Source organism: Ruegeria sp. AL11, assembly GCF_056540865.1.
The window spans coordinates 188,012-211,693 of the sequence record NZ_JBQFXO010000001.1; the positions used below are offsets into that span (position 1 = coordinate 188,012).

The following is a 23,682-nucleotide window of genomic DNA, read 5'->3' on the forward strand; positions in this document are numbered from 1 at the left end:
CGCAGCCCTTGAATCTTGTTGCGTCAGCCAGATCAGGCTTTGGCTTCGTCTTCGTCCGCCGGAGCGGCCTCGGGCGCCAGATCTTCGTCTTCCGACGCGGCCGAGCCGATGTCGTCAAACAGTTCGGCGATTTCGAATTCAGCAGCGGCTTCTTCTTCAGCAGCCAGTTCCTGAATCGATTTGCCCGATGCCTGCAGTTCGGCTTCTTCTTCCGAACGAGCAACGTTCATCTTGATCTCGACTTCAACCTCAGGGTGCAGGCGAACTGCAACCACGTGCAGGCCCAGTTCTTTGATCGGAGCGACCAGAACGACCTGTTTCTTGTCGACAGTGAAGCCTGCTTCGGTCGCAGCGTCTGCGGCGTCACGAGGCGTGACCGAACCGTACAGAGCGCCAGCATCCGATGCCGAGCGAATCACGATGAACTGCTGACCGTCCAGCTTTTCAGCCAGGGCTTCAGCTTCTTTCTTGGTTTCCAGGTTGCGCGCTTCCAGCTGTGCTTTCTGGGCTTCAAACGACGCGATGTTGGCGTTCGATGCGCTCAGGGCTTTGCCTTGGGGCAGCAGGAAGTTGCGGGCGTAGCCAGGCTTAACGTCAACGACGTCGCCCATCTGACCCAGTTTCGCAACGCGTTCCAGAAGGATAACTTGCATGTCAGTCTCTCCTTACTTCACAGCGTAGGGCAGCAGGGCGAGGAAGCGGGCGCGCTTGATAGCACGGGCCAGTTCACGCTGCTTTTTCGCCGAAACGGCGGTGATGCGCGAAGGTACAATCTTGCCACGCTCAGAGATGTAGCGCTGCAGCAGACGGGTGTCTTTGTAGTCGATTTTCGGCGCGTTCTCACCCGAGAACGGGCAGACCTTGCGGCGGCGGAAAAATGGTTTTGCGGCCATGGTTTATGTCCTTTCGTCAGGCGTTGATCAGCGGCGCTCGCGGCGGCCTTCGCGCTCATCGCGCTTCTGCATTTGGACCGAGGGGCCCTCGGCATGCTCGTCGACCTTGATGGTCAGAACGCGCATAACGTCGTCATGCAGGCGCATCAGGCGTTCCATTTCCTGAACCGCACCCGAGGGGGCATCGGTTTTCAAGAAGGCGTAGTGGCCTTTGCGGTTCTTGTTGATCTTGTAAGCCATCGTCTTGACGCCCCAGTACTCGCTTTCGACGACGTTGCCGCCGTTGTCAGCCAGAACGGTGCCGAAATGTTCGACAAGGCTTTCTGCCTGCGCGTTGGACAGATCCTGACGCGCGATCATTACATGCTCATACAGTGGCATGTGCACTCCTGTTTATATCAAGGCGCATTTCAAAGGCGGGGCCATCTGGTCCTTCGCGACCCTGCCACGAGAGGCTGCGCGATTCATATCTCCTGCGAAGGATGGCCTCGTATACACGTTTGAGCGGGCGGGGCAAGCCCTGCCACATATGCCTCTGTGAAGTCGCCCAATTTCCACTGCTGCGCCCAATTCCTGACGCTTTTCACCCCGAAGTTGATAAGCAACCCGGAAATAACCGGATAGCACAGACTTACGACGGTAACCTTAATAAGGGTATGGATGTTATGACCGCGATTCAGACAAATACGCTCGACAATAAAACTACGGGTACGAGCTTTGAGCATTCCGTTCCGGTCATGATCACGTTCAAAGCGAACTGGCAAGCACGGCTGGTTCTGGCGCGCGCCGTCGGAGCCTTCCTGATCGTTTCCGCCTTTTCGATGTGGCTGATGCCCGGTTCGATGTTGGGAGCCGAGGTTTGGCCGATCAAAATGGTGGCCTCGATGGTGTTTTTGATCGTTGGCGTAAGCCTGTTGACGATCGAAGTGATGGACAGCCGCCCGGATGCCTATTTTGATCCGATCCGCCGCGAGGTACGCGTGCTGCAGAAGAATGAAAACGGACGCCCTCAGACCGTTCTTCGTCGCAGCTATGACAGCCTGGGTGGTGCAAAGTTCGAGGATGACGAGGTGCAGTTGTTCGATGTTGACGGCAGCCTGCTGATGAAACTGCCACTGCAATCGGCGGATGTCAGCCGAGCGCTGAAAGGGCAACTCAGCCAAAGTGTAACAATTTTCGCCTGAGATTTATTCTGTTCAACCAAGCACAGAAATTGTGAATCAAAAAGACTTGTGTGCTGCCCTTGGGCAGCACATTTTTGTTTCCGAGCAAACGCACTATGTTTGCGTATAGTCCACAAACCCGGAGACAGTCATGAAATCCACCCTCCTTGCTGCCGCGCTTGCCCTTACGGCAACCACTGCTTTCGCCAGCGCCGAAAAATACGTTCTGGACTCTAGCCATAGCCAGGTGCTTTTCAGCTACGATCACCTTGGTTTCTCGACCACTTACGGCATGTTCTCGGGCTTTGAAGGCGAGATCATGTTCGATCAGGAAGACCCCGCCGCGTCGAGCGTTTCGGTCTCTATGCCGGTTCTGGAGATGTTCACAGGCTGGAAGCCGCGTGAAGATCACTTCATGACCGAGGATTTCTTTGGCGCCGCCGAAGGGGACCTGATTACGTTCACCTCGACCTCGATCGAAGTGACCGGCGAAAACACCGCAAACATCACCGGTGACCTGACCATGAACGGCGTTACCAAATCGGTCGTTCTGGACGCCAAGTTGAACAAGGCTGACAACCACCCGATGGCAAACAAGCCTTGGGCCGGCTTCGACGCCACGACGACGCTGGTGCGCAGCGAGTTCGACCTGGGTCAGTTCGCGCCCTTCGTCAGCGATGAAGTTCAGGTGCAGATCTCTGTCGAGGCTCAGAAAGCCGAGTAAATCTGCGCTGATCCTTTGGATCACAACCGCCGGGGACCAAAACCCCCGGCGGTTTCTTTTTTATTCAGAACGTTTCGCCGTCAGGTCAACGGAGACCGTAACGTTGAAGCCCAGAGACTCCTCGGTCGGTTGGGATGTGCCGACATCGAACGCCATGCGGTTCAGTTCTAATGTGCCGGACATGCTTGCCGTGTCGTCCTCGAGTAGCAGGGAGAAGGGCAGTATGACGTCCACCGATTTGTCTCGGATGGTCAGGGGGCCTCGGGCCTCGTAGCCTGTATCTGTCTTGAACAGGTCAGCTTTGAACTGGGCCGTTGGGAATTGCGCGCTGTCGAAGAAATCAGCGCCCATGGCTTGGTCCGTGACTGTCCCGAGGCTGAGCGACGCGATGGCGATGGTCACATCCACCGATCCCGCAGGGCCCGGTTGGGCGGGTTCTTCAAACGCGATTGCCGCCGTCCATTCGTTGAAACTGCCGGTGACGGGGCTGCCCAACTGCGAGATGGTGATCGACAGGGTGCCTTCTTCGACGTTCCAGTCGGATTGCACATCGCCAAGCTCGGCGGCGTCCACGGCGCCTTTTGCGTGATCCTCGAACACTCCGATGGACCAGCCACCGACCAGAACGGCGCCCCAGATGGCCAACGCTGCAAATGCAGGTACGGGTGAGTGGTGTTGCGTTGGAGGCTCGGGCGCGTCAGTTCTTCCCGGCAGCATCCGCCGCAGGGTGCTGTCCTTGTCCACGACATGATGTTTCAGCGCGCCCGCGATGTGCAGCGCCAGCGAACCGGCAAGAACCCAGATGAACAGCCAATGCAGGTTTGCCGTCAACTCGGACAAATAGAGGGATTTGGGCACGAAGGGCAGGTTTTGGCCGAAGGGCCACCAGATGGGCGCAAAGCCTTCGGTCGCGGCGTGGTGTATCCAGCCGGTCAGGGGCACCAGAACAAGCGATGCGTAGAGCATCCAGTGAACGGTCTCAGCTGCGAAGGCCTCGGGCTTGTTGTCGGCATTAAGCAGGCCGGGTTTGGTTTGGGTCAGCGCCCAAAGGATACGCGCCAGAGCCACGAAGAACACGGTGACCCCTATCGTTTTGTGAAGGGAGAACAGTGTTGCGGCCCGCGCGATATCGGATTCGCTGGTCGGGATGTTCGGGTCGTAGATGGCATGCGCCAAATCATTGGCAAACCAGCCCAAAGGCAGGGCGGTCAGGATCAGCAGGGCGGTCAACCAGTGGAAAGTCTTGGTCACGCTGCCATAGGTGGAAAAGGTATTGGTCGAGGGCATCTCTCGCACGCTCCGGATTCGATTGGCTGTCTTGAACCTAAAGCCAGAAGGATTCGGCACAAGCCCGACCCGCGCACAGATATGGTGCCCGAATGCAGAGCGCAGGCCCTACTTGTGCCGCGTCCTCACACGGTTTACACCCCGCCGCAACCTAACGTCATCCAAGAGGTTGCAATGACACGCGCGTTCGTTTTCCCAGGGCAGGGTGCCCAGACCATCGGCATGGGCAAGGCTCTGGCCGAGGCATACCCGGCAGCTCAGGCCATCTTTGACGAGGTGGACGACGCGCTTGGCGAAAAGCTGAGCCAGTTGATCTGGGAAGGCGATATTGCCGATCTGACCCTGACACAGAACGCGCAACCAGCGCTGATGGCGACCTCGATGGCGGCGATGCGCGCGCTTGAGGCCGAAGGCGTCTCGGTCACCGATGCCGCTTTTGTGGCCGGGCATTCATTGGGTGAGTATTCCGCGCTGGCTGCAGCTGGTGCGTTGACGGTGGCTGATACCGCTCGCCTGTTGCGGACCCGTGGGCAAGCCATGCAAAGCGCCGTGCCGGTGGGCGAAGGTGCGATGGCCGCTATCCTTGGGCTGGACCTTGAGGCCGTGCGCGCCGTTGCCGAAGAAGCCGCGCAGGGTGAGGTTTGTCAGGCGGCCAATGACAACGATCCGACTCAGGTTGTGGTGTCCGGCGCAAAAGCTGCCGTGGAACGCGCGGCTGAGATTGCCAAGGAAAAAGGCGCAAAGCGCGCGGTTATGCTGCCAGTCAGCGCTCCGTTCCACTGCGCGCTGATGCAACCCGCTGCGGATGCGATGGCCGAGGCACTGGCCGCGGTTGAGATCAAGGCGCCAGCTGTTCCTCTGATCGCCAATGTGCGGGCCGAGGCGGTCACAGATCCGGATATGATCCGCCAATTGCTGGTAGAGCAGGTCACAGGCTCGGTCCGGTGGCGGGAAAGCGTGCAATACATGGCGGCGCAGGGGGTCACCGAGACATGGGAAATTGGCGCGGGCAAGGCTCTGTCTGGTATGATCCGCAAGATTGACCGGGCAATTGCGGGCAAGGCCGTTGGTACGCCCGAGGATGTTCAAAAGGCCGTTCAGGCCGAATCGTAAGCATAGAACGCGGCCTTCGGGGCGCCTCACGAGGGAAATAGAATGTTTGATTTGACAGGTAAGAACGCGCTGATCACTGGTGCTTCGGGTGGTATCGGAGGCGATATCGCACGGGCTCTGCACGGCGCGGGTGCCTCGGTCGGTCTGTCCGGCACGCGGGTTGAACCGCTGCAGAAACTGGCCGACGAACTGGGCGAACGCGCCCACGTGCTGCCGTGCAACCTGAGCGACTCCGAAGCCGTCGAGGCCCTGCCGAAACAGGCAGCCGAGGCGATGGGCTCGGTCGATATCCTGGTCAACAACGCAGGTATCACACGTGACAACCTGTTCATGCGCATGTCCGACGAGGAATGGCAGAGCGTGATTGACGTCAACATGACCTCGACCATGAAGCTGTGCAAAGGAGTTATCCGGGGCATGATGAAGGCGCGCTGGGGCCGGATCGTGAATGTCTCATCCGTGGTTGCGGCGATCGGCAATCCGGGGCAGGCGAACTACGCGGCCTCAAAGGCGGGGATGATCGGGTTCTCGAAAGCGTTGGCGCATGAGGTCGCAACGCGTGGGATTACGGTGAACGCAGTGGCCCCTGGCTTTATCACGACGGCGATGACGGAAAAGCTGACGGACGAGCAGAAAAAAGGTCTGTTGCTGAAAGTTCCGGCTGGTCGCATGGGTGACCCCGAGGAAATCGCGGCCGCCGTTCTGTACCTGTCCAGCCCCGAGGCCGGATACGTGACCGGAACAACCTTGCATGTGAACGGCGGCATGGCCATGTTGTGACCGCAACCAAGGCGGTGCGAAAGCGTTTGCCTTGCGCGTCGACTATGTTATAGGCGGCGCATCTATGCTGGGGCCGGTCGTTTCGGTCGGCCCTCGACTTTCCCGGACAGCCGGGAGCCAAACCGCCCGGAACGGGCAAAACAAGTCCATCCCGAGCGGGCAAGGGCAGAACCGGGCGGATCGCCCTGAAGAAAGAATGAGGAATAGACATGAGCGACGTCGCAGATCGCGTGAAGAAGATCGTTGTTGAACACCTAGGTGTTGAAGAAGACAAAGTAGCGGAAAACGCTTCGTTCATCGACGACCTGGGCGCAGACAGCCTGGACACCGTTGAACTGGTCATGGCCTTCGAAGAAGAGTTCGGCATCGAGATTCCCGATGACGCAGCCGAGACCATCCAGACCTTTGGCGACGCCGTCAAATTCATCAGCGAAGCGTCCTAGGCGTATCGTACTGATAGAAAAGCGGCGCTTCCGGGCAACGGAGGCGCCGCTTTTTTGTGCCCGCTTTAAATTCAGGGTTGCACAAGGCGATTTCGATTCGCACTGTTTCCACTGAGGCACAATTCAAGGTGGGCAGGACATGATAAGATCCACCCCGATGATAAACACGGCGCGTCTGACACTCTGTGCGATGCGCCCTGAGGATTTTGAACGGTTCGCCGAGATCTGGCGCGACCCTTGTGTAACGCGCCATATCGGTGGCACCCCGCGGTCGCGCGGTGAGGCTTGGGACTCGTTTCTGCGCAATGCAGGGCATTGGCAGATGGCCGGGTTCGGGCAATGGGGTGTGCTGCAGCAATCGAATCGCAAGCTGATCGGTCAGGCCGGTTTTTTCTATGGAAACCGTGCGATGGGCGAAGATTTTGACACTTATCCCGAAGCCGGTTGGGTTCTGGCCCCCGAAGCACAGGGGCTGGGTCTGGGATATGAAGCCGCGCAGGCCGCCCATGATTGGTTCGACCGGATTATGCCGGGTCGATTGGTGGCGATGGTTAACGCTGCCAACGCTTCGTCGCAGAAGCTTGCGAAAAAACTGGGCTATGTCGTGATGCGGGAGGCCGAGTACAACGGCACCCCTGTTCATCTTCTTCGCCGCAATGGTCCCCCGGCGCGGGCGTAATACCGCCAACACACAGCAATGCCGCAAACAGCGCAAACAATGCCGATCCTGGTCGCAGCAGGCTCTGAGGTGAGCGTGTATGTTACTATGAGACTTTAGGGCGCTTGGGCGGAGGAGAAAGCTCATGAGAATCTACCCCACAATGGAACTTCAGAACGGTCGCTGCGTCACCTTGGACAAAGGGCGTCTGGAGGATGCGATGATCTGGCATGTGAACCCGGTCGAAACCGCGCGGGGTTGGGCCGAGGCTGGGGCCGAGTGGATGCATCTGACTGACTTCGATGCCGTAGAAGGCCGTGATACCAACTCGGAACTGGTGGAAGAGATCATTCGATCTGCCGAGATCCCCGTGCAATTGGCTGGGGGTATGCGCACGCGTGAGCAGGTCGAATACTGGATCGACAAGGGCGCGGGTCGCGTTGTGATCGGGACACTTGCGGCGCGGGACCCCCATTTGGTGAAAGAGCTGGCCAAGCTCTACCCGGATCAGATCGTTCTTGCGGTCGATGTCTGGCAGGGGTTTGTCATGACAGACGGTTGGCGGAGCCAAAGCGCGTTCACACCCGAGGCGTTTATTGATGCCTTTGACGGCACGCCTTTTGCAGCCATCGTCGTGACCGATATCGACAGTGACATGGAAGATGTCGAGGCGCAGCTGGGCCTGATCTCCGGCCTGGCGCAGCATTCGCGGACGCCGGTCATTGCCAGTGGCGTGGTGCGTACTGCGGACGATATCTCGCGTCTGTCCTACATCCCGAACATTGCGGGCGCGATTGTTGGTAGAGCTTTGTTCCGGAAAACAGTCGATCTTTCCGACGCTCTGGGCGTAGCAGCTGGCGCGCATGAGCCAGTGGCGCAGTTCCAGTAACGGAACCGAAAATGAAACTCTCTCTCCCTGCGATGTCAGCAGGGCGAGGGGGATTTGCAGGCGTGGGATCTCCCAAAATCAAGCTGAAACCGCAAGATGCAGACGGGGAATGGAGCGTGGCCCTTGCCCCCGCACCCCGGGCCGGGGTATGAGCGGTTCGCATAACAGTAAGCAGGCAAGAGGCACTTCATGCGCAGAGTCGTCGTAACCGGTCTGGGGTTGGTCACTCCTTTGGCCAGCGGAGTCGAGGAAACCTGGTCGCGTCTGCTGGACGGAGAGTCCGGCGCAGGGCCAATCACACATTTCGATGCCGAGGCAAGCGGGGTCACCACGACCTATGCCTGCGAGGTGCCGCGTGGGGACGGAACAAACGGAACGTTCAACCCCGATGACTGGATGCCTCCGAAAGAACAGCGCAAGATCGAAGACTTCATCCTGTACTCGATCGCCGCAGCGGAGATGGCGTGCAAGGATGCGGGCTGGACCCCTGAGGGTGAGGAAGATCGCCTGCGCACTGGCGTTTTGATCGGCTCGGGCATTGGTGGGCTGGGCTCGATTGCGGATACGGCCAATCTGATCCGTGACAAGGGTCCGCGCCGCGTGTCGCCCTTCTTTATTCCCGGCGCACTGATCAACCTGGCGTCCGGTCAGGTGTCGATCCGGTTTGGGTTCAAGGGACCGAACCACTCGGTCGTGACTGCGTGTTCGACTGGTGCCCATGCGATTGGGGACGCCAGCCGCATCATCCGCGCAGGCGACGCCGATGTCATGGTGGCCGGTGGCGGTGAGGGCTGCATCTGCGAGATCGGCATCGCGGGTTTCAACGCCTGTAAGGCGTTGTCGACTAAGTATGCAGACGATCCGAAGAAAGCCAGCCGCCCCTACGACGTTGACCGCGATGGTTTTGTCATGGGTGAAGGCGCAGGCATCGTCATTCTGGAAGAATACGAACACGCCAAAGCACGTGGCGCGAAGATCTATGCCGAGGTTCTGGGCTACGGAATGTCGGGCGACGCGTATCACATCACCGCACCGTCGGAAGATGGCGACGGGGCTGAGCGTTCGATGAAAGCCGCTATGCGCAGCGCTGGGCTGGAGCCGAAAGATCTGGATTACATCAACGCGCATGGCACCTCGACCATGGCGGATACAATCGAATTGGGTGCTGTTGAGCGTCTGTTGGGTGACCATGCAGCGAATGCCACCATGACTTCGACCAAGTCTGCCACCGGCCACTTGCTGGGGGCTGCGGGCGCGATTGAGGCGATCTTTTCGATCCTTGCGATCCGCGATCAGGTGGCTCCTCCAACTATCAACCTCGACAATCCGGCGGTTGAAACGCCGATTGATCTGGCTCCGAACGAAAAACGAGAGCGAGAGATCAACGTGGCCCTGTCGAACTCGTTCGGGTTCGGCGGCACCAATGCCAGCGTGATCTTCGGAAAGGCCAGTTAAATGTGGCGGGCCATTGCATCGAACGCGCTGACCATCCTGGTGGTCGGCCTGTTTCTGGTGGGCGGTCTGATCCTTTGGGGCCAGACCCAGTATCAGTCAGAAGGCCCGCTGAAAACCGCGATCTGCCTGCGGGTGGAAAGCGGTTCGAACATGACGCGGGTCAGCCGCGAGCTTGAGGATCAGGGCGCGATCACCAACGCCACGATCTTTCGCATGGCCGCCGACTACACCGACCGGGCGCAGCAGTTGAAAGCAGGCAGCTTTTTGGTGCGTGAAGGCGCGTCGATGGAGCAGATCATCTACGAGATCACCAGCAGTGGCGCGAGCACCTGCGGCTCGGAGATCGAATATCGCATCGGCGTGACCCGCGCCCAGACACGCGTGCGCGAATTAAACCCAGCCACGCTGGAATTCGACGAAATCGCCGAGTTTGACATGGCCGAGGAAGAAACCCCGGCGGCCTATCAGGAGAAGCGCCAAGAGGCAGACACACGCTATCGTGTTTCACTCGCAGAAGGCGTGACCTCATGGCAGGTGGTTGAGGCATTGAAGAGTTTTGAAGCGCTGAGCGGTGAGATTTCCGAAATCCCCGCAGAAGGCTCGCTGGCGCCAGACAGCTACGATGTCGCTGCCGGTCAGGACCGTAACGACATCCTGAAAGCGATGCAGGACAAACAACAGCTTCGGGTCAATGCTGCCTGGGAAAACCGCCAAGAGGGTTTGCCGCTGGAAAGCCCTGAGGAAATGCTGATCCTTGCCTCGATCATCGAAAAAGAAACGGGCGTTCCCGGAGAGCGGGGCCAGGTCGCCAGCGTCTTTGTGAACCGTCTGAATCAAGGCATGCGCCTGCAGACCGACCCGACGGTTATCTACGGCGTTACCAAAGGCCAGGGCACCTTGGGACGTGGCCTACGGCGCAGCGAGCTGAACCGGCCAACACCTTGGAATACCTATCAGATCGACGGGCTTCCACCGACGCCGATCGCGAACCCGGGTCTGGCGAGCCTCGAAGCCGCGGTTGCGCCCGACAACACGAACTATGTGTTCTTTGTTGCGGATGGCACTGGAGGTCATGCCTTTGCCGAGACGTTGCAGGAACATAACCGCAATGTCGCGAAATGGCGCGAGATTGAGGCCGAACGAAACTCGGGCAACTAAGTTAAAACGAAAAACAGCGCCGCTTTCGGCGCTGTTTTTTTGATCAGGCTGCGGGTTTGCGACGGGGGCGCCGGCGCTTGTTTTGCCCGGGCTTCGCACCTCCGTTCGCCGGTCTCGGCTTGAAACGCCGGTTGTTCTGGCGGCGCCCGCCACGTTCCGCCTCAACAGGTTCGGGCTGTGTGCCGCTGGCAACCGGGATGTCGATCTTCATCAGTCTTTGGATTTGACGCAGCAGATCGACCTCTTCCGCCGAGCAGAACGCAATCGCCTCGCCTTCGCGACCGGCGCGGGCCGTACGGCCAATGCGGTGGACATAGTTGTCGGGCACCTCGGGCAGGTCGTAGTTGATCACATAGGCCACACCGGGAATGTCGATCCCACGCGCGGCTACGTCGGTCGCGACTAGCACGTTGATCTCTCCGGCGCGGAAGGCCTTAATGGCGCGGTCACGCTGTCCCTGGCTTTTGTTGCCGTGGATCGAGGCGGCGTTGTAGCCATCGGCGACAAGCCCCTTCATCAGCTTTTCAGCCCCGTGTTTGGTGCGCGAGAAGACAAGGGTCAGTGCGCCGGTGTCCTGCGACAGAATCTCACGCAGTTTGCCGGGCTTCTCGGGTTTGGTCACGAAGTGAACTGATTGCGTGATCTTGTCTGCCGCTTTACCCGGAGGCGAGACCTGCACCCGCTGGGGATTGGTCAGATAGGCGCGGCTGATCTCCTCCATCTGTTTTGGCATTGTGGCCGAGAACAGCATGGTCTGACGCGGTGTGCCCAAGGCAGGCGCGATTTTGCGCAAAGCGTGGATGAAGCCCAGATCCAGCATCTGGTCGGCTTCGTCCAGAACAAGATGGCGAACCGACCCTAGGTCGACGGCCTTCCGCTCCATCAGGTCGATCAGACGCCCCGGTGTGGCCACCAGAATATCTGTGCCGCGGCCCAGAAAGGCGATCTGTTTGTTGATGGACTGACCACCAACAACAGTTGCCACGCGCAGTTTGGTCTTGCCGGTTAGAACCCGCAGGCTGTCTGCAATCTGGTTCACAAGCTCGCGCGTGGGCGCGAGGATCAGAGCCTTGGCCGTTTTGGGCGCAGGTTTGCCGGGTTGGTTTAGCAAGTGATCAATCAAAGGCAGGCCAAAGGCCAGCGTTTTGCCGGTACCGGTCTGCGCCAGCCCCAGAATATCATGCCCATTCAGAGCCAGCGGGATCGCCTGGTTCTGGATCGGAGTGGGCTGTGAGAAATTCGCACTTTTGAGTGCATCGTTGAGCGCTGGTGCAAGGCCCAGCATATCGAAGTCGAACAATATTTATCCTTTGCCGCCCGCAGCATTCACCAACGGGCAAGTCGTGATGGGCCGCATTCGCGACCGGTAGGGTCAAGCGGGACCTCGGGACAGGCAGGCGGTTCCTGCGCTATCTGGTCGTCGCGTTAAGAACCCTGCGTGATGGGGAACTGGAGAAATCTGTGGCGCTGTGGGGCAGATGGTGCCCGCCGAGGCTCACGCGTCAGCGCTGGTCATAGGCACATGATGCGTGGCGACTGAAATGTCAAGGCTTGTGAGTGATGGTTCCTTGGTCGTGCGAAAACCCTGATCCGACTTACCGGATCAGGGCATGGTAGGTTTAGGTACGAAGATCCCCCGCATGGGCGATGCTATCGCGATTGTCTTCTACGAATTTCAGCATATGACCCATTGAGTATGTGCCGTCATCATCTGCACCAAGCTCTTTCCACGGCTTAAAGTCGTGGGTCGAGCAGACAAGGCTTTCCGGGTCAAGATACAGAAGCCGCAGCAACACCGTCGCGACGATCGTGCCGCCCACCGGACCAAGTCGCCCGCTATGACCTTCGGCCTCTTGTAGACAGTAGTACCACAGCGGTGTTTTGGTGACGCCGTGGTCCGACAGCTCAGGCGGAGCGGCAAGTTCGGGCACATGCATCTTGCGCGCCATTTGTTGACCTGAGGCAAGCTCCAACGTGAGGCGGTCGCGCAGCAAGTTGCGCAAGGGAAGCTTGCGGTTCTGATCTTCGGTCATTGTCGCGCCGCCGATATCGGCTGTACCGCTGATGAATGGGAGCGCGAAAATGGATTGCGCCATTTTGCGCCCAATAGGGCGCGCACGCGTGCCTGCAGTTTGACCGGGATAGTCGAACAGTTTCTCGAAGTGAATGTTCAGGTCTGACGGTCGGAAGGAGAACTCGGGCCGTCCTAGCTTGAACAGGTCGAAATCCAGATTGCCATGATTGAGCTGGTATTTGGACTGCACTGTAGCGTGCCCGAAGCGGTAAGCAGCGCCGGAGAACTCTATCGGCATAACCGGAGAGTCATCTTTGAAAGGCTTCGGAAGTGTCCCACCTTCGAGATGATCGCGCACATGTTTCAGAATGTGGGCGTCGACGAATGCCTGAAGCAAATCATGGGCCACGAGATACTGATAGTGCAGCCGACAAATTCGGCGCGCAACCTGGAAAGGCTCCTCGCTTTTCTTGAAGGTATGCATGGCTGCCGCTGAAATGCCGGACAAGGCTTTGCGCGCCATGCCACTGTCTGCTTCCAAAGCTGTCATGACGATGTTGTGCAAGCAAATGAAAGCGCCCTGCAATTGCGAAACGATCTGGTTTTCGTCGTTACGAGGGTCGCCAATCAGCGCTGTACCTTGTTTGGTTCGGGCAAGATCGAGATGATTGTCAGCGTTGCCAAAAAGAAGGAAACCGTGATGGTCCGGGTGATAGAGGTGCGGCGATGCTTCTGGGCCATCGCCGTAAACGCAATCGAGGTCCAGTGTCGGGGTGCGGATATTACGAATGGTAGCTGGATCAATAACTGTCCCAATGGCCGAGGTTGCGTCCAGCGTTACATCGTGGTCGACGAATTGACCGAAGAAGGTCATACCGGCGGCGACGTCATGCCCCTGTGGGTCATTGGTATCTTTCATTGAGTCAACCGCTGCATCAAACGCGGCGAGGACGTCAGCGGTATCAAAGGGCTCACCGCCTGGGGCGATACCTGAGAGAGGATTACGATGCCCAATTCGTCCAAACGTATCCGGCAGCGGTGGGCGTGGGGTATCCGCGCATTCTTTTACCAGCGTTTCATATCGGCTAAGCCCATGGGGTTGGCGTGACATAACTACTCCAAAAAATAAACAACTTCGTTCTAGGTTGAATCATGCTCACAAAATGATGAGCATAATGGACAAAATAGCACAAATGAGGCCCAATTTCCTTCTTTTTCTCAAAAAAGGAAACGTAATTGGGAAATAAGTCTGTGTTTAATTTGCATATGCGAGCTGTATTGGTGGGGTTTTTCTGTCGATAGGGTGGTTCGCGCAGGAGGGCGCTCGCAAAAGGTTGTGAAAAATTTAATTTAAAGAACGGCTTAGGCGTTGCAGTCCGTTGCTGCCTAACTTGACACTACGCACTTAGTCTCGTATAAGTTGTGCCATGCTAGAAGAAGTGGGTAACGGTCCCGGGGCAACCCGGTGGCCGTTTTTTCGTTTCTCTCGTGCGGAGAAAACTCACGCATGAGGTCACAGGCAAACATGACTTTGATTACCCCGGAAGAGCGGATTTCCCAAACGGCTGACTTGTTGCAGTCGCTCGAGAGGTCCATTCGCGATCTGCGCCATGCAGCGGAAGAACTGCGCCACAAGATCGGAGCCGGGGAGGATGCAGACCTTGCCGGAACAGGCAAGCAACTCGGCCAGATAGAGGGGCTGATCCGCAGTTGCCAGAAAGTGGAGACAAGCTTTGTCGAACAACATCACAGACAAGCCGGAATTGCCCAAGGGGGCTATGCGCTCGACCTTGATCGGGCACGATCTGAGATCGGGTGCAGGCTGGCTCGCCTCCGCGCCTGCTGCGGTGCAGGACAGATTTCTGAGTGAGATCGGGGAGGGGGGGCTGTGTGCCCTCCCTTTCCTTTTCGAGTTCTGGGCGCTGCCGCATCAGTTGCCGCCTGAAGGGGATTGGCGGTCCTGGGTGATCATAGGCGGGCGCGGGGCTGGCAAGACGCGGGCGGGGTCCGAATGGGTGCGGTCGATGGTCGAAGGGCCCAAGCCTTTGGACAAGGGCGCTGCGTCTCGTGTGGCTCTGGTGGGTGAGACCTTTGATCAGGTGCGTGATGTGATGATTTTTGGCGATAGCGGTATTTTGCAATGTTCGCCGTCCGATCGACGGCCCTTGTGGAAAGCCTCGGAACGCAAGCTGATCTGGCCCAACAGGGCCGAGGCGCAGGCGTTTTCAGCGCATGATCCCGAGGGGTTGCGCGGCCCTCAGTTCGATGCGGCCTGGGTGGATGAGTTGGCCAAATGGAAGAAGGCCGGTGAGACCTGGGATATGCTGCAATTTGCTTTGCGTTTGGGGGATCAGCCTCGGGTTTGCGTGACGACCACGCCGCGCAATGTGAAGGTTCTGAAAGAGTTGCTGGCGTCTCCTTCCACCGTTCAAACCCACGCGCCAACCGAGGCGAACCGGGCCAATCTGGCTGCGTCCTTCCTCGAGGAGGTGCGCGCACGCTACGCAGGCACACGGCTGGGGCGGCAGGAGTTAGATGGGGTGCTGCTGTCGGATGCCGAGGGGGCGTTTTGGACTGGCTCGATGCTGGAGACGGCGCGTTGCGCGCATCTGCCCGAACTGGACCGGGTGGTCGTAGCACTGGATCCCGCAGTGACGGCGGGCTCAGATGCGGATGCTTGCGGGATCGTGGTCGCGGGCGCTCAGTTGCAAGGATCGCCCGAGGACTGGCGCGCCTATGTGCTGGCCGACCGGACGGTGCAGGGCGTCGGCCCGGCGGGCTGGGCGCAGGCGGCGATTGACGCGATGGATGAATTTGGGGCCGAGCGGTTGGTGGCTGAGGTCAATCAGGGCGGGCAACTGGTGGAGGAAGTCGTGCGGCAGGTGGACGCTCTGGTCCCGTTCCGCGCGGTACGGGCTTCACGCGGCAAGGTCGCGCGGGCCGAGCCTGTAGCGGCGTTGTACGAGCAGGGGCGAGTGGCCCATGTGGCTGGTTTGGACGCGCTCGAGGAGCAGATGTGCCAGATGACCGCGCGCGGGTTCGACGGGCAGGGCTCGCCCGACCGGGTCGACGCTTTGGTATGGGCGCTGCATGAGTTGATTGTGGGGCCTGCGGGAACATATCAGCGGCCAAGGGTGCGGAGTTTGTGAGCTCCAAGAGTTGTGCTTGCCATCAATCACATTTTGCATAGCGGACTGATCGCTTGTTGGAAGCACTTAGGTTCAGGACATCGGCTTCCCTTGGCTCCAACTATCCTCATATTCACCGAGCAATCGGGACAACGCCAACAGCGAAGAAAACAGCCTTGCATAGACATCCGGTGACATCATTGTTTTGTAGTCATCAAGCACCTGCACGAGATTGACTACACTTGACGCAAACGCCTCGTAGACGTGTTTGTCAGCAGCGGTAGGTTCGTTTGTCCAGATATCGTGCGCATCGTAGTAGATGGGCGGGACAGGGTCATTTTCATTCATCGTGTGGCCTCTTGCATTCGAAGCGCACGTGGGGGGCAAATGAGACGCAAACAACATCTCTGGCATGAATTCAAAAGACTTTGGCTGCGACCGAAAAGGAATTTGGTTCAAACTTCAACGAGCGGCTAACTCTTAAAGTTGGCCATGTTGGACTCAGGCAAGGTTCGCCCGACCTAGTCGACGCGTCGGACAGGGCGCTGCACGAGTTGATGGTTGGGCCCGTGGGGGCGTATCGGCGGCCTCGGGCGCGAGGCCTTCAGTTATTGCTCACCAGTTTTCTCGAATTTGGCAAACGCTTCCGCGTAGTCGGGGTGCCAGCGAGAGAGTGGAGGGCGGTTTTCGGTAATGTCTTGAATAGCCCATTGTGCTCGACGTCGGTCGCGTGTCTCGTCGACATCGTTGTCCGGGCAAAGGATATAAAAATCACCATTGGCCATTCGACTGAACAAGTGATCAACTGTTTGTTCACTAGTCCAAGCCGCGGGCGGTTTTTCCGGGAGGAAAGACGCAATCATACCAGTGTATGTAAAACCTGGCACAAACAAGTGAACAGAAATTGGCGCTCCGGCTTCACGCAACTCATGAGCCAATTGTTCGCTGAGCACTTTGACCGCGGCCTTGGTGACATTATAGCCCGGGTTGCCCGGTGGTGTTGTAATACCCTGTTTTGAGCCGGTATTTATGACTACAGCAGGGCGGTTAGCTTCGATCATGCGAGGCATAAAGGCCTGCACGCCTCGCAGAACGCCGAAAAAGTTTACTTGCAAAAGCCGCTGCCAGTTTTCCATTTCCGACCAAGCGGTTGTCGGCAGACTTATCCCCGCGTTGTTCATCAAAGCAGCAATTGGACCGATCTCAAATGCGAGATCGGCAAGTCTGTTTACCTCTTCATTTGATGTCACATCAGTCGGTATGCCTTCAACAGGCGCGTTAGCGTACGCCAATTGGCGTGCTTCTTGAACCGTTGCGTCAAGTTGTGCGCCGGGTAGGTCTGCCAGAACGACACCCAAACCCGCTTGAGCGAACCGTAGTGCCGCAGCGCGCCCGACCCCACTTGCTGCCCCGGTAACAACCGCAACGCCACCACGTTTCACTGCCTCGTTGAACATTTTGCGTTCCTTCCCGATCCATAAACCTGCGCAAACTTGAAATGGTCATCCAAAAATAACAAAGGTTGCCTCAATAGAGTATCAGGCTCATCACCAATTCTGTCTACTACTCAGACCACAGATGATCTTGGGTGCTTGTGTTGCTCACTCTCCGCGCGCCCCATTCCCGAGGTTTAAACTTCTTTCCGTAATAACTCCTTTCAACAAGCCGAACACAGCGGCGAAAGAAAGGAGCACAGATGGTATTCGATTTCTTGCGTCGTGGAGCGGCCGGGGAAGCGCCCGAGGCGAAGACCAGCGCGGCAGGCCCCGTGGTGGCGTGGCAGACGGGCGGGCGCGTGGCGTGGAGCCCTCGGGATGCGGTGTCGCTGACACGGACGGGGTTTTCGGGGAACCCGGTGGGGTTTCGCTCGGTCAAGCTGATTGCCGAGGCGGCGGCGGCGCTGCCTCTGGTCCTGCAGGATCAGGCGCAGCGGTTTGATACCCATCCGATCCTGTCGCTGATGCGCCGTCCGAATGCGGCGCAGGGGCGGGCGGAGTTGATGGAGGCTCTGTTCGGGCAATTGCTGCTGTCGGGCAATGCCTATGTTGAGGCTGTTCAGGCCGCTGAAAGCCTGCCGGTTGAACTGCATGTCTTGCGCTCGGACCGGATGAGCGTGGTGCCGGGCGCGGATGGATGGCCCAAGGCGTATGACTATGCGGTCGGTGGTAAGAAGCATCGGTTTGCAGCGGAAAATATCTGTCATATCAAGTCGTTCCACCCTCAGGATGATCACTATGGGTTCTCGCCTATGCAGGCGGCGGCGATGGCGATTGATGTGCATAACAGCGCGTCGCGGTGGTCAAAATCGCTGCTCGACAATGCGGCGCGGCCTTCGGGAGCGCTGGTATGGAAAGGCGATGGCCATGGGGTGATGGCCGAGGATCAGTTCCGGCGCCTAAGCGACGAGATCGAGCAGAACTATCGCGGGGCGCGCAATGCCGGTCGGCCGATGGTTCTGGAAGGGGGGCTGGATTGGAAGCCGATGGGGTTCTCGCCGTCCGATATGGAGTTTCAAAAGACCAAGGAAGCCGCCGCCCGCGAGATCGCGTTGGCCTTTGGGGTCCCGCCGATGCTGCTGGGAATCCAGGGAGACGCGACTTATTCGAACTATCAGGAGGCTAACCGGGCGTTTTATCGCCTGACCGTGCTGCCCCTGGTGACGCGGGTGGCGGCGGCGCTGTCGGAATGGCTGTCGGGCTATACCGGTGAGGATCTGGTGATGAAGCCCGATCTGGATCAGGTGCCGGCGCTATCGGCAGAGCGCGATGCGCAATGGGCGCGAGTCAACGCGGCCGATTTCCTGACGGATGCTGAAAAGCGCGCGTTGCTGGGGCTGCCGGAGCGTGCGGATGTCTGACGGATATCCTCCGTTCGAATGCGCGCCGGGCCTGCGTCTGGCCGCGCATGAGCGGGTGGCCGAGATCCAGCATGCGCATCTGTGCAGACGGTTGGATCAGATCGAAGAGATGATGGAGCGGCTGGAACGCCGGTTGTGGCTGACGGTCTATGGTGTGGTCGCGGTGATCCTGGCGCAGGCGTTTCAATCCATCTTGGTGGTAACGCCATGAGTTCAGTAAGTTACATGGAGAAGTTCATGGATTTAGAGCATAAATTCGCCCGGTTCGGAGACGGGTTGTCCGTCACCGATGACGCCGTGATCGAAGGCTATGCCAGCCTGTTCGGACAGGTCGATCAGGGCAGCGATGTGGTGCAGCGCGGGGCGTATCGCGGCTCGCTCGACGGGCTGGCAAAGGCTGGGCAGCGGGTCAAGATGCTATGGCAGCACGATCCGGCGCAGCCCATCGGTGTCTGGGACGAGGTCCGCGAGGACGACCGTGGCCTTTGGGTCAAAGGGCGTCTGCTGGAGGCCACGCAAAAGGGCCGTGAGGCGGCGGAACTGATCCGAGCGGGCGCGATGGATGGTCTCTCGATTGGTTACCGCACCAAGCGGGCCGTGAAGAATGACAAGGGCCAGCGGGTCCTGACGGAACTGGAGCTTTGGGAAGTGTCCTTGGTGACGTTCCCGATGCTGCCCAGTGCGCGGGTGGCGGCAAAGGGCGTGGAGCCTGAGGCCGAGAACACCTGGCGCAGTATTGCCGAGGTGTTCGACGACGCCCGGCAGGAGCTGGCGCGGACCTAGCGCGCCTCAATCCCACCCAAAAAGGAAGTGCTGATGAGCAAGACCGAAACCCCGGCCTTGACCGGAGAGGGTGCGCCCCTGGTTCAGGAGGTGAAGCAGGCGATGGCTGGCTTCGTGAATGAATTCAAGGGCCTCAAGGCCGAAGTTAAAACCAAACTGCAACAGACAGAAGAGCGACTGACCATGCTGGATCGTAAATCAACCATCGCGGCGCGCCCGAATCTTGCGGCGTCCATCGAAGACGGCGCACCGCATCAAAAGGCCTTTGACGCCTATGTGCGTTCGGGCGAAGACGATGGCCTGCGCGGGCTGGAGATGGAGGCCAAGTCGCTGTCGACCGCTGTGAACAGCGATGGCGGTTACCTGGTCGATCCGCAGACCGCTGAGGCGATCAAATCGGTGCTGAATTCCACCGCTTCGATCCGGTCGATTGCGTCGGTGGTGAATGTCGAGGCGAACTCGTTCGACGTGCTGGTAGACCACACCGATGTGGGTGCGGGCTGGGCCGATGAGACCTCGGCAACGGCCGAGACGGCCACGCCGGTGATCGACCGCATTTCGATCCCGCTGCATGAGCTGAGCGCGCTGCCCAAAGCGTCGCAGCGATTGCTGGATGACAGTGCGTTTGACGTCGAAGGCTGGCTGGCCGGTCGTATCGCGGACAAGTTTGCCCGCGCCGAAGCGTCGGCCTTTATCAACGGTGACGGCATCGACAAGCCCAAGGGCCTGATGATCCACCGCGCTGTGGACAATGATGTCTGGTCGTGGGGTAGCCTGGGCTATGTCGCCACGGGCATCGACGGCGGCATCGACGCGGATGCGATTGTGGACGTGGTCTATGCGCTGGGTGCGCAGTACCGCGTGAACGGCACCTTCGTGATGAATTCGAAAACCGCCGGTCTGATCCGCAAGCTGAAGGACAGCGACGGCCGCTTCTTGTGGTCCGATGGTCTGGCCGCAGGTGAGCCTGCGCGTCTGATGGGGTATCCGGTGCTGATTGCCGAGGACATGCCGGATGCGGCCTCGGACAGTTTCTCGATTGCCTTTGGTGACTTCCAGGCGGGCTACACCATTGCCGAGCGCCCCGATCTGCGCGTGCTGCGCGATCCGTTCAGCGCCAAGCCGCATGTCCTGTTCTATGCGACCAAGCGTGTGGGCGGTGATGTCAGCGACTTTGCTGCGATCAAGCTGGTGAAATTCGGCACCGCCTAAAGCGGGCTGAATCCGAGGGGCCTTTGGGCCCTTCGGGCGGCGGGCGCGGGCCGGGGTGAGATCCCCCGCGTTGTCTAGCTGCTCCCCTCCGTCCGAGCAACGTGGGGCGGCGCGTGCCCGTCATTTTCAAGGATACGGCCCCGGAGGGGTCCGAGATTGCGGAGTGAATGGATGATGTTGATCGAAGAAACCGCTATCGCGGATGCGGCGCTGCCGGTGGATCAGTTCAAGGCGCATCTGCGGCTGGGCATGGGGTTTGCCGAGGGTGATACGCAGGATGAGGTTCTGACCGGTTTTCTGCGTGCAGCGATTGCAGCGATCGAGGCACGCACCGGCAAGGTGCTGATCGAGCGCGAGTTTTCGTGGAGCCTGAACGGCTGGCGCGATCCGGAAAGCGAAGTTCTGCCGGTGGCGCCGGTGGTTTCAGTTGGTGCTGTGACGCTGACGGATGCGCTGGGCGCTGAGACCGTGGCAGACAGCGCGACGTACCGGTTGGAGAGGGATGCGCAGCGCCCTCGGGTGCGGGCGGCGGGGTCTTGTTTGCCGAGAATCCAGACCGGCGGATCGGTAAAGATCGCCTTTACAGCTGGCATGGCCGCAGATTGGGGCGGATTGCCCGCCGATCTGGGACAGGCGGTGCTGCTGTTGGCGGCGCATTACTACGAATATCGCGACGAAATGGCCTTGGGCGCAGGGTGTATGCCTTTCGGTGTGACCAGCCTGATCCAACGCTATCGCACGGTGCGCTTCGGCGCTGGGGTGATGCAATGAACGCGCCGCGATTGAACCGCAAGCTGGAGCTGGAGGCGCCGGTTCGCACAGCTGACGGCGCTGGGGGCTATACTGAAACCTGGGCCGCTTTGGGCTCGCTCTGGGCCGAGGTGACCGCGCGTAGCGGGGCGGAACGAGCGGTCGGTGGGGCTTCGGTCTCGCGCGTTGGCTACCGGATCGTTGTACGGGGCGCGCCCGAGGGTTCGAGCATGCGGCCCGCTCCGGACCAGCGGTTCCGCGAAGGTGCCCGTCGGTTCGTGATCCGCGCTGTAGCCGAGCGGGACCCGCGCGGCCAGTACCTGACCTGTTTTGCAGATGAAGAGGTGGCGGCATGAGCTATGGCGTTTCAGCCGCTTTGCAGGCGGCGGTGTTTCAACAGCTGTCAGGCGACGGGCAGGTCAGCACGCTGTCGGGCGGTGCGATCTATGACGCGGTTCCTGCGGGGACCATGCCGCAGACCTACGTGACTTTGGGCCCGGAAGAGGTGCGAGAGGCCTCGGACCGCGCGAACGCGGGGGCTGTGCATCGCTTCACGGTCTCGGTTGTGTCCGAGGCGGCAGGTTTTGGTGCCGCCAAGGCGCTGGCCGGCGCGGTTTGTGACGCGCTGGAAGGTGCCGCGCTGAGTTTGGACCGCGGCCATCTGGTGGGGCTGTGGTTCGAACGGGCCAGCGCCCGACGCACGGGAACTGGCGGCGCGATCCGCCAGATCGACCTGAGATTCCGCGCCCGCGTGGAAGACGACTAAGCAATCAACGGAGAGAGCATATGGCTGCCCAGAATGGAAAAGACCTGTTGGTCAAAGTGGATATGAACGGCACGGGCCTGTTCGAAACCATCGCGGGCCTGCGCGCCACGCGGATCAGTTTCAACGCGGAAAGCGTCGATGTCACCAGCCTGGAAAGCCAGGGCGGGTGGCGCGAGCTGCTGTCAGGGGCGGGGGTCAAGTCGGCCTCGATCTCGGGCTCGGGGGTGTTCAAGGACGAAGGCACGGATGAACGGGCGCGTCAGCTGTTCTTTGATGGCGAGACGCCCGGTTTTCAGGTGATCATCCCCGATTTCGGCATCGTCGAAGGGCCGTTTCAGGTCAGCAGCATCGAATATGCGGGCTCGCATAACGGTGAGGCGACCTATGAGATGAGCATGGCAAGCGCCGGTGCGCTGAGCTTCACGGCGCTCTGATGGCCAATCCGTGGACGGGCGAGGTGGCGTTGACCATCGACGGGGAGCAGCGGGTGCTCAAGCTGACATTGGGCGCCTTAGCGGAATTGGAACAGGAACTGGGGGCAGGATCTCTGGTTGAATTGGTGCAGCGCTTTGAGGGCGGTGCGTATTCCAGCGGCGATGTGCTGACGCTTTTGGTCGCGGGGTTGCGTGGTGGCGGTGCACAGGTCACCCGCGATGACCTTCTGCATGCCGAAATCGCAGGTGGTCCTATGGCAGGGGCCAAAGCGGCGGCTGAATTGCTGGCCCGCGCCTTCATGGTGCCGGAGCAGTGAGCGGGTTCGACTGGCCCGCGCTGATGCGGGCCGGGATCCTCGGCCTGCGACTGACGCCGGATCAATTCTGGCGTCTGACCCCGGCTGAGTTGCGGCTGCTGCTGGGGCAGGGCGCAGGGATGCCAGTGATGAACCGGAAGGGCCTCGACGCTTTGCTGGCGGCCTATCCGGACAAGGAACAAGGAGAGCGTGATGACGGATCGTGAAGGTTTTGACGACCTGCAGGAACGGGGCGAGTCGCTGGGCGACGCGCTGGGTGACGCGGCCAGCATGGCGGCGGCGTTTGATGGTCACCTGCAGCGGGTCAGGGCCTCCTTTGAAGAGACTGGCAAGGACGTTGCCACGCTGGAACGGGGTCTGTCCGGCGGTTTGCGCAAGGCGTTTGACGGCGTGGTGCTGGACGGGATGAACCTGTCGGATGCGCTGGATGTGTTGAAGAACTCGATGATCCGCACGGCCTATTCAGCGGCGATCAAGCCCGTGACGGATCATTTCGGGGGGATGCTGGCCAATGGGGTTGGCAGTCTGGTGCAGGGCATTCTGCCCTTTGCGGATGGTGGCAGCTTCAGCCAGGGCCGGGTGATGCCTTTTGCCAATGGCGGCGTGGTCAGCAGCCCGACGATGTTTCCGATGCGCGGTGGCACCGGCCTCATGGGTGAGGCTGGGCCTGAGGCGATCATGCCTCTGGCGCGCGGCGCGGACGGCAAGCTGGGCGTGCGGACGCAGGGCGGCGGGCGTGCCGTGAATGTGGTGATGAATATCTCCACGCCCGATGTGCAGGGGTTCCGCCGGTCGCAAGTCCAGATCGCGGCGCAGATGAGCCGCGCTTTGGGTCGCGGCAATCGCAACAGATAAGGG

At 59.7% G+C, this 23,682-nt stretch carries 30 protein-coding genes; 21 read left to right on the forward strand and 9 right to left on the reverse strand.

Annotated features, from left to right (window positions below; translation table 11 throughout):
- Positions 1 to 32: 32 nt before the first annotated feature.
- The 3 genes from rplI to rpsF are packed head-to-tail and all read right to left on the reverse strand — an operon-like array spanning position 33 to position 1,274.
- Positions 33 to 653: a 50S ribosomal protein L9 gene (gene rplI / locus ACR0IP_RS00935; RefSeq protein ID WP_170374042.1), complete on the reverse strand. Its 621-nt coding sequence runs from the start codon at positions 651 to 653 to the stop codon at positions 33 to 35.
- Positions 654 to 665: 12 nt separating this feature from the next.
- Positions 666 to 893, reverse strand: a complete 228-nt coding sequence (gene rpsR, locus ACR0IP_RS00940) for a 30S ribosomal protein S18 (protein WP_005608650.1) — start codon at positions 891 to 893, stop codon at positions 666 to 668.
- 27 nt (positions 894 to 920) lie between these two features.
- Complete coding sequence (gene rpsF / locus ACR0IP_RS00945; protein ID WP_068332653.1) at positions 921 to 1,274, reverse strand: 30S ribosomal protein S6; 354 nt, start codon at positions 1,272 to 1,274, stop codon at positions 921 to 923.
- Positions 1,275 to 1,558: 284 nt separating this feature from the next.
- Here rpsF and ACR0IP_RS00950 point away from each other — a divergent pair, with 284 nt between their 5' ends.
- The gene (locus ACR0IP_RS00950) at positions 1,559 to 2,077 is read left to right on the forward strand and encodes a hypothetical protein (protein ID WP_170374041.1); all 519 of its coding nucleotides are present in this window, start codon (positions 1,559 to 1,561) and stop codon (positions 2,075 to 2,077) included.
- Between the two features lie 130 nt (positions 2,078 to 2,207).
- Positions 2,208 to 2,780 carry a YceI family protein gene (locus tag ACR0IP_RS00955; RefSeq protein ID WP_170374040.1) on the forward strand — a complete coding sequence of 191 codons (573 nt, stop codon included), beginning with the start codon at positions 2,208 to 2,210 and terminating at the stop codon, positions 2,778 to 2,780.
- 60 nt (positions 2,781 to 2,840) lie between these two features.
- Here ACR0IP_RS00955 and ACR0IP_RS00960 read toward each other — a convergent pair whose 3' ends face one another.
- The gene (locus tag ACR0IP_RS00960) at positions 2,841 to 4,067 is read right to left on the reverse strand and encodes a cytochrome b/b6 domain-containing protein (RefSeq protein WP_480523288.1); all 1,227 of its coding nucleotides are present in this window, start codon (positions 4,065 to 4,067) and stop codon (positions 2,841 to 2,843) included.
- A gap of 174 nt (positions 4,068 to 4,241) precedes the next feature.
- On the opposite strand from ACR0IP_RS00960, the gene fabD reads away from it, so the two are divergent.
- From fabD to mltG, 7 genes are all read left to right on the forward strand, one after another.
- A complete protein-coding gene (gene fabD, locus ACR0IP_RS00965) occupies positions 4,242 to 5,180 on the forward strand; it encodes an ACP S-malonyltransferase (protein WP_480523290.1) in 939 nt (312 codons plus the stop codon).
- Between the two features lie 42 nt (positions 5,181 to 5,222).
- Positions 5,223 to 5,960, forward strand: a complete 738-nt coding sequence (fabG, locus tag ACR0IP_RS00970) for a 3-oxoacyl-[acyl-carrier-protein] reductase (RefSeq protein WP_170374037.1) — start codon at positions 5,223 to 5,225, stop codon at positions 5,958 to 5,960.
- Positions 5,961 to 6,169: 209 nt separating this feature from the next.
- On the forward strand, positions 6,170 to 6,403 hold the full coding sequence (locus tag ACR0IP_RS00975; RefSeq protein ID WP_008756330.1) for an acyl carrier protein: 234 nt from the start codon (positions 6,170 to 6,172) through the stop codon (positions 6,401 to 6,403).
- A 139-nt stretch (positions 6,404 to 6,542) separates the two neighbouring features.
- Positions 6,543 to 7,082, forward strand: coding sequence for a GNAT family N-acetyltransferase (locus ACR0IP_RS00980; RefSeq protein ID WP_170374036.1), 540 nt, complete (start codon positions 6,543 to 6,545; stop codon positions 7,080 to 7,082).
- A gap of 124 nt (positions 7,083 to 7,206) precedes the next feature.
- Complete coding sequence (locus tag ACR0IP_RS00985; protein ID WP_170374035.1) at positions 7,207 to 7,950, forward strand: 1-(5-phosphoribosyl)-5-[(5-phosphoribosylamino)methylideneamino]imidazole-4-carboxamide isomerase; 744 nt, start codon at positions 7,207 to 7,209, stop codon at positions 7,948 to 7,950.
- 189 nt (positions 7,951 to 8,139) lie between these two features.
- The gene (gene fabF, locus ACR0IP_RS00990; protein ID WP_480523292.1) at positions 8,140 to 9,405 is read left to right on the forward strand and encodes a beta-ketoacyl-ACP synthase II; all 1,266 of its coding nucleotides are present in this window, start codon (positions 8,140 to 8,142) and stop codon (positions 9,403 to 9,405) included.
- The gene (mltG, locus tag ACR0IP_RS00995; protein WP_170688860.1) at positions 9,406 to 10,563 is read left to right on the forward strand and encodes an endolytic transglycosylase MltG; all 1,158 of its coding nucleotides are present in this window, start codon (positions 9,406 to 9,408) and stop codon (positions 10,561 to 10,563) included.
- A gap of 43 nt (positions 10,564 to 10,606) precedes the next feature.
- Here mltG and ACR0IP_RS01000 read toward each other — a convergent pair whose 3' ends face one another.
- The 3 genes from ACR0IP_RS01000 to ACR0IP_RS01010 all read right to left on the reverse strand — a co-directional run bounded on the left by ACR0IP_RS01000 (position 10,607) and on the right by ACR0IP_RS01010 (position 14,324).
- Positions 10,607 to 11,863 carry a DEAD/DEAH box helicase gene (locus ACR0IP_RS01000; RefSeq protein ID WP_170374032.1) on the reverse strand — a complete coding sequence of 419 codons (1,257 nt, stop codon included), beginning with the start codon at positions 11,861 to 11,863 and terminating at the stop codon, positions 10,607 to 10,609.
- Positions 11,864 to 12,182: 319 nt separating this feature from the next.
- Positions 12,183 to 13,496 (reverse strand): peroxidase family protein, encoded by a 1,314-nt coding sequence (locus ACR0IP_RS01005; RefSeq protein ID WP_480523295.1) that lies wholly within the window; start codon positions 13,494 to 13,496, stop codon positions 12,183 to 12,185.
- 594 nt (positions 13,497 to 14,090) lie between these two features.
- The gene (locus tag ACR0IP_RS01010; protein ID WP_170374030.1) at positions 14,091 to 14,324 is read right to left on the reverse strand and encodes a hypothetical protein; all 234 of its coding nucleotides are present in this window, start codon (positions 14,322 to 14,324) and stop codon (positions 14,091 to 14,093) included.
- 31 nt (positions 14,325 to 14,355) lie between these two features.
- On the opposite strand from ACR0IP_RS01010, the gene ACR0IP_RS01015 reads away from it, so the two are divergent.
- A complete protein-coding gene (locus ACR0IP_RS01015) occupies positions 14,356 to 15,726 on the forward strand; it encodes a DNA-packaging protein (RefSeq protein ID WP_480523849.1) in 1,371 nt (456 codons plus the stop codon).
- Between the two features lie 72 nt (positions 15,727 to 15,798).
- Here the strand turns inward: ACR0IP_RS01015 and ACR0IP_RS01020 are convergent, their stop codons facing one another.
- Together ACR0IP_RS01020 and ACR0IP_RS01025 are read right to left on the reverse strand one after the other, a co-directional pair.
- Positions 15,799 to 16,053: a hypothetical protein gene (locus ACR0IP_RS01020; protein WP_170374029.1), complete on the reverse strand. Its 255-nt coding sequence runs from the start codon at positions 16,051 to 16,053 to the stop codon at positions 15,799 to 15,801.
- Positions 16,054 to 16,313: 260 nt separating this feature from the next.
- A complete protein-coding gene (locus ACR0IP_RS01025) occupies positions 16,314 to 17,162 on the reverse strand; it encodes an SDR family NAD(P)-dependent oxidoreductase (protein WP_170374028.1) in 849 nt (282 codons plus the stop codon).
- A 239-nt stretch (positions 17,163 to 17,401) separates the two neighbouring features.
- On the opposite strand from ACR0IP_RS01025, the gene ACR0IP_RS01030 reads away from it, so the two are divergent.
- From ACR0IP_RS01030 to ACR0IP_RS01080, 11 genes are all read left to right on the forward strand, one after another.
- Positions 17,402 to 18,562, forward strand: coding sequence for a phage portal protein (locus tag ACR0IP_RS01030; RefSeq protein ID WP_480523297.1), 1,161 nt, complete (start codon positions 17,402 to 17,404; stop codon positions 18,560 to 18,562).
- Positions 18,555 to 18,773 carry a GTA head formation protein, RCAP_rcc01685 family gene (locus ACR0IP_RS01035; protein ID WP_170458832.1) on the forward strand — a complete coding sequence of 73 codons (219 nt, stop codon included), beginning with the start codon at positions 18,555 to 18,557 and terminating at the stop codon, positions 18,771 to 18,773. Before ACR0IP_RS01030 ends, ACR0IP_RS01035 begins: the two co-directional genes overlap by 8 nt.
- 14 nt (positions 18,774 to 18,787) lie before the next feature.
- Positions 18,788 to 19,345: an HK97 family phage prohead protease gene (locus ACR0IP_RS01040; RefSeq protein ID WP_170374359.1), complete on the forward strand. Its 558-nt coding sequence runs from the start codon at positions 18,788 to 18,790 to the stop codon at positions 19,343 to 19,345.
- A gap of 33 nt (positions 19,346 to 19,378) precedes the next feature.
- A complete protein-coding gene (locus ACR0IP_RS01045; RefSeq protein WP_480523299.1) occupies positions 19,379 to 20,557 on the forward strand; it encodes a phage major capsid protein in 1,179 nt (392 codons plus the stop codon).
- A 171-nt stretch (positions 20,558 to 20,728) separates the two neighbouring features.
- Entirely contained in the window at positions 20,729 to 21,328 is a 600-nt protein-coding gene (locus ACR0IP_RS01050) for a head-tail connector protein (RefSeq protein WP_480523301.1), read from the forward strand.
- Positions 21,325 to 21,663 (forward strand): phage head closure protein, encoded by a 339-nt coding sequence (locus ACR0IP_RS01055; RefSeq protein ID WP_170458826.1) that lies wholly within the window; start codon positions 21,325 to 21,327, stop codon positions 21,661 to 21,663. The genes ACR0IP_RS01050 and ACR0IP_RS01055 overlap by 4 nt, the downstream gene beginning before the upstream one ends.
- Positions 21,660 to 22,073, forward strand: coding sequence for a DUF3168 domain-containing protein (locus ACR0IP_RS01060; RefSeq protein WP_480523303.1), 414 nt, complete (start codon positions 21,660 to 21,662; stop codon positions 22,071 to 22,073). Before ACR0IP_RS01055 ends, ACR0IP_RS01060 begins: the two co-directional genes overlap by 4 nt.
- 20 nt (positions 22,074 to 22,093) lie before the next feature.
- On the forward strand, positions 22,094 to 22,507 hold the full coding sequence (locus tag ACR0IP_RS01065; protein ID WP_170374021.1) for a phage major tail protein, TP901-1 family: 414 nt from the start codon (positions 22,094 to 22,096) through the stop codon (positions 22,505 to 22,507).
- Positions 22,507 to 22,824 (forward strand): gene transfer agent family protein, encoded by a 318-nt coding sequence (locus tag ACR0IP_RS01070; RefSeq protein WP_425083009.1) that lies wholly within the window; start codon positions 22,507 to 22,509, stop codon positions 22,822 to 22,824. The genes ACR0IP_RS01065 and ACR0IP_RS01070 overlap by 1 nt, the downstream gene beginning before the upstream one ends.
- A complete protein-coding gene (locus tag ACR0IP_RS01075; RefSeq protein ID WP_480523306.1) occupies positions 22,821 to 23,030 on the forward strand; it encodes a rcc01693 family protein in 210 nt (69 codons plus the stop codon). The genes ACR0IP_RS01070 and ACR0IP_RS01075 overlap by 4 nt, the downstream gene beginning before the upstream one ends.
- Positions 23,017 to 23,679: a phage tail tape measure protein gene (locus tag ACR0IP_RS01080; RefSeq protein ID WP_480523308.1), complete on the forward strand. Its 663-nt coding sequence runs from the start codon at positions 23,017 to 23,019 to the stop codon at positions 23,677 to 23,679. The genes ACR0IP_RS01075 and ACR0IP_RS01080 overlap by 14 nt, the downstream gene beginning before the upstream one ends.
- Positions 23,680 to 23,682: the final 3 nt, after the last annotated feature.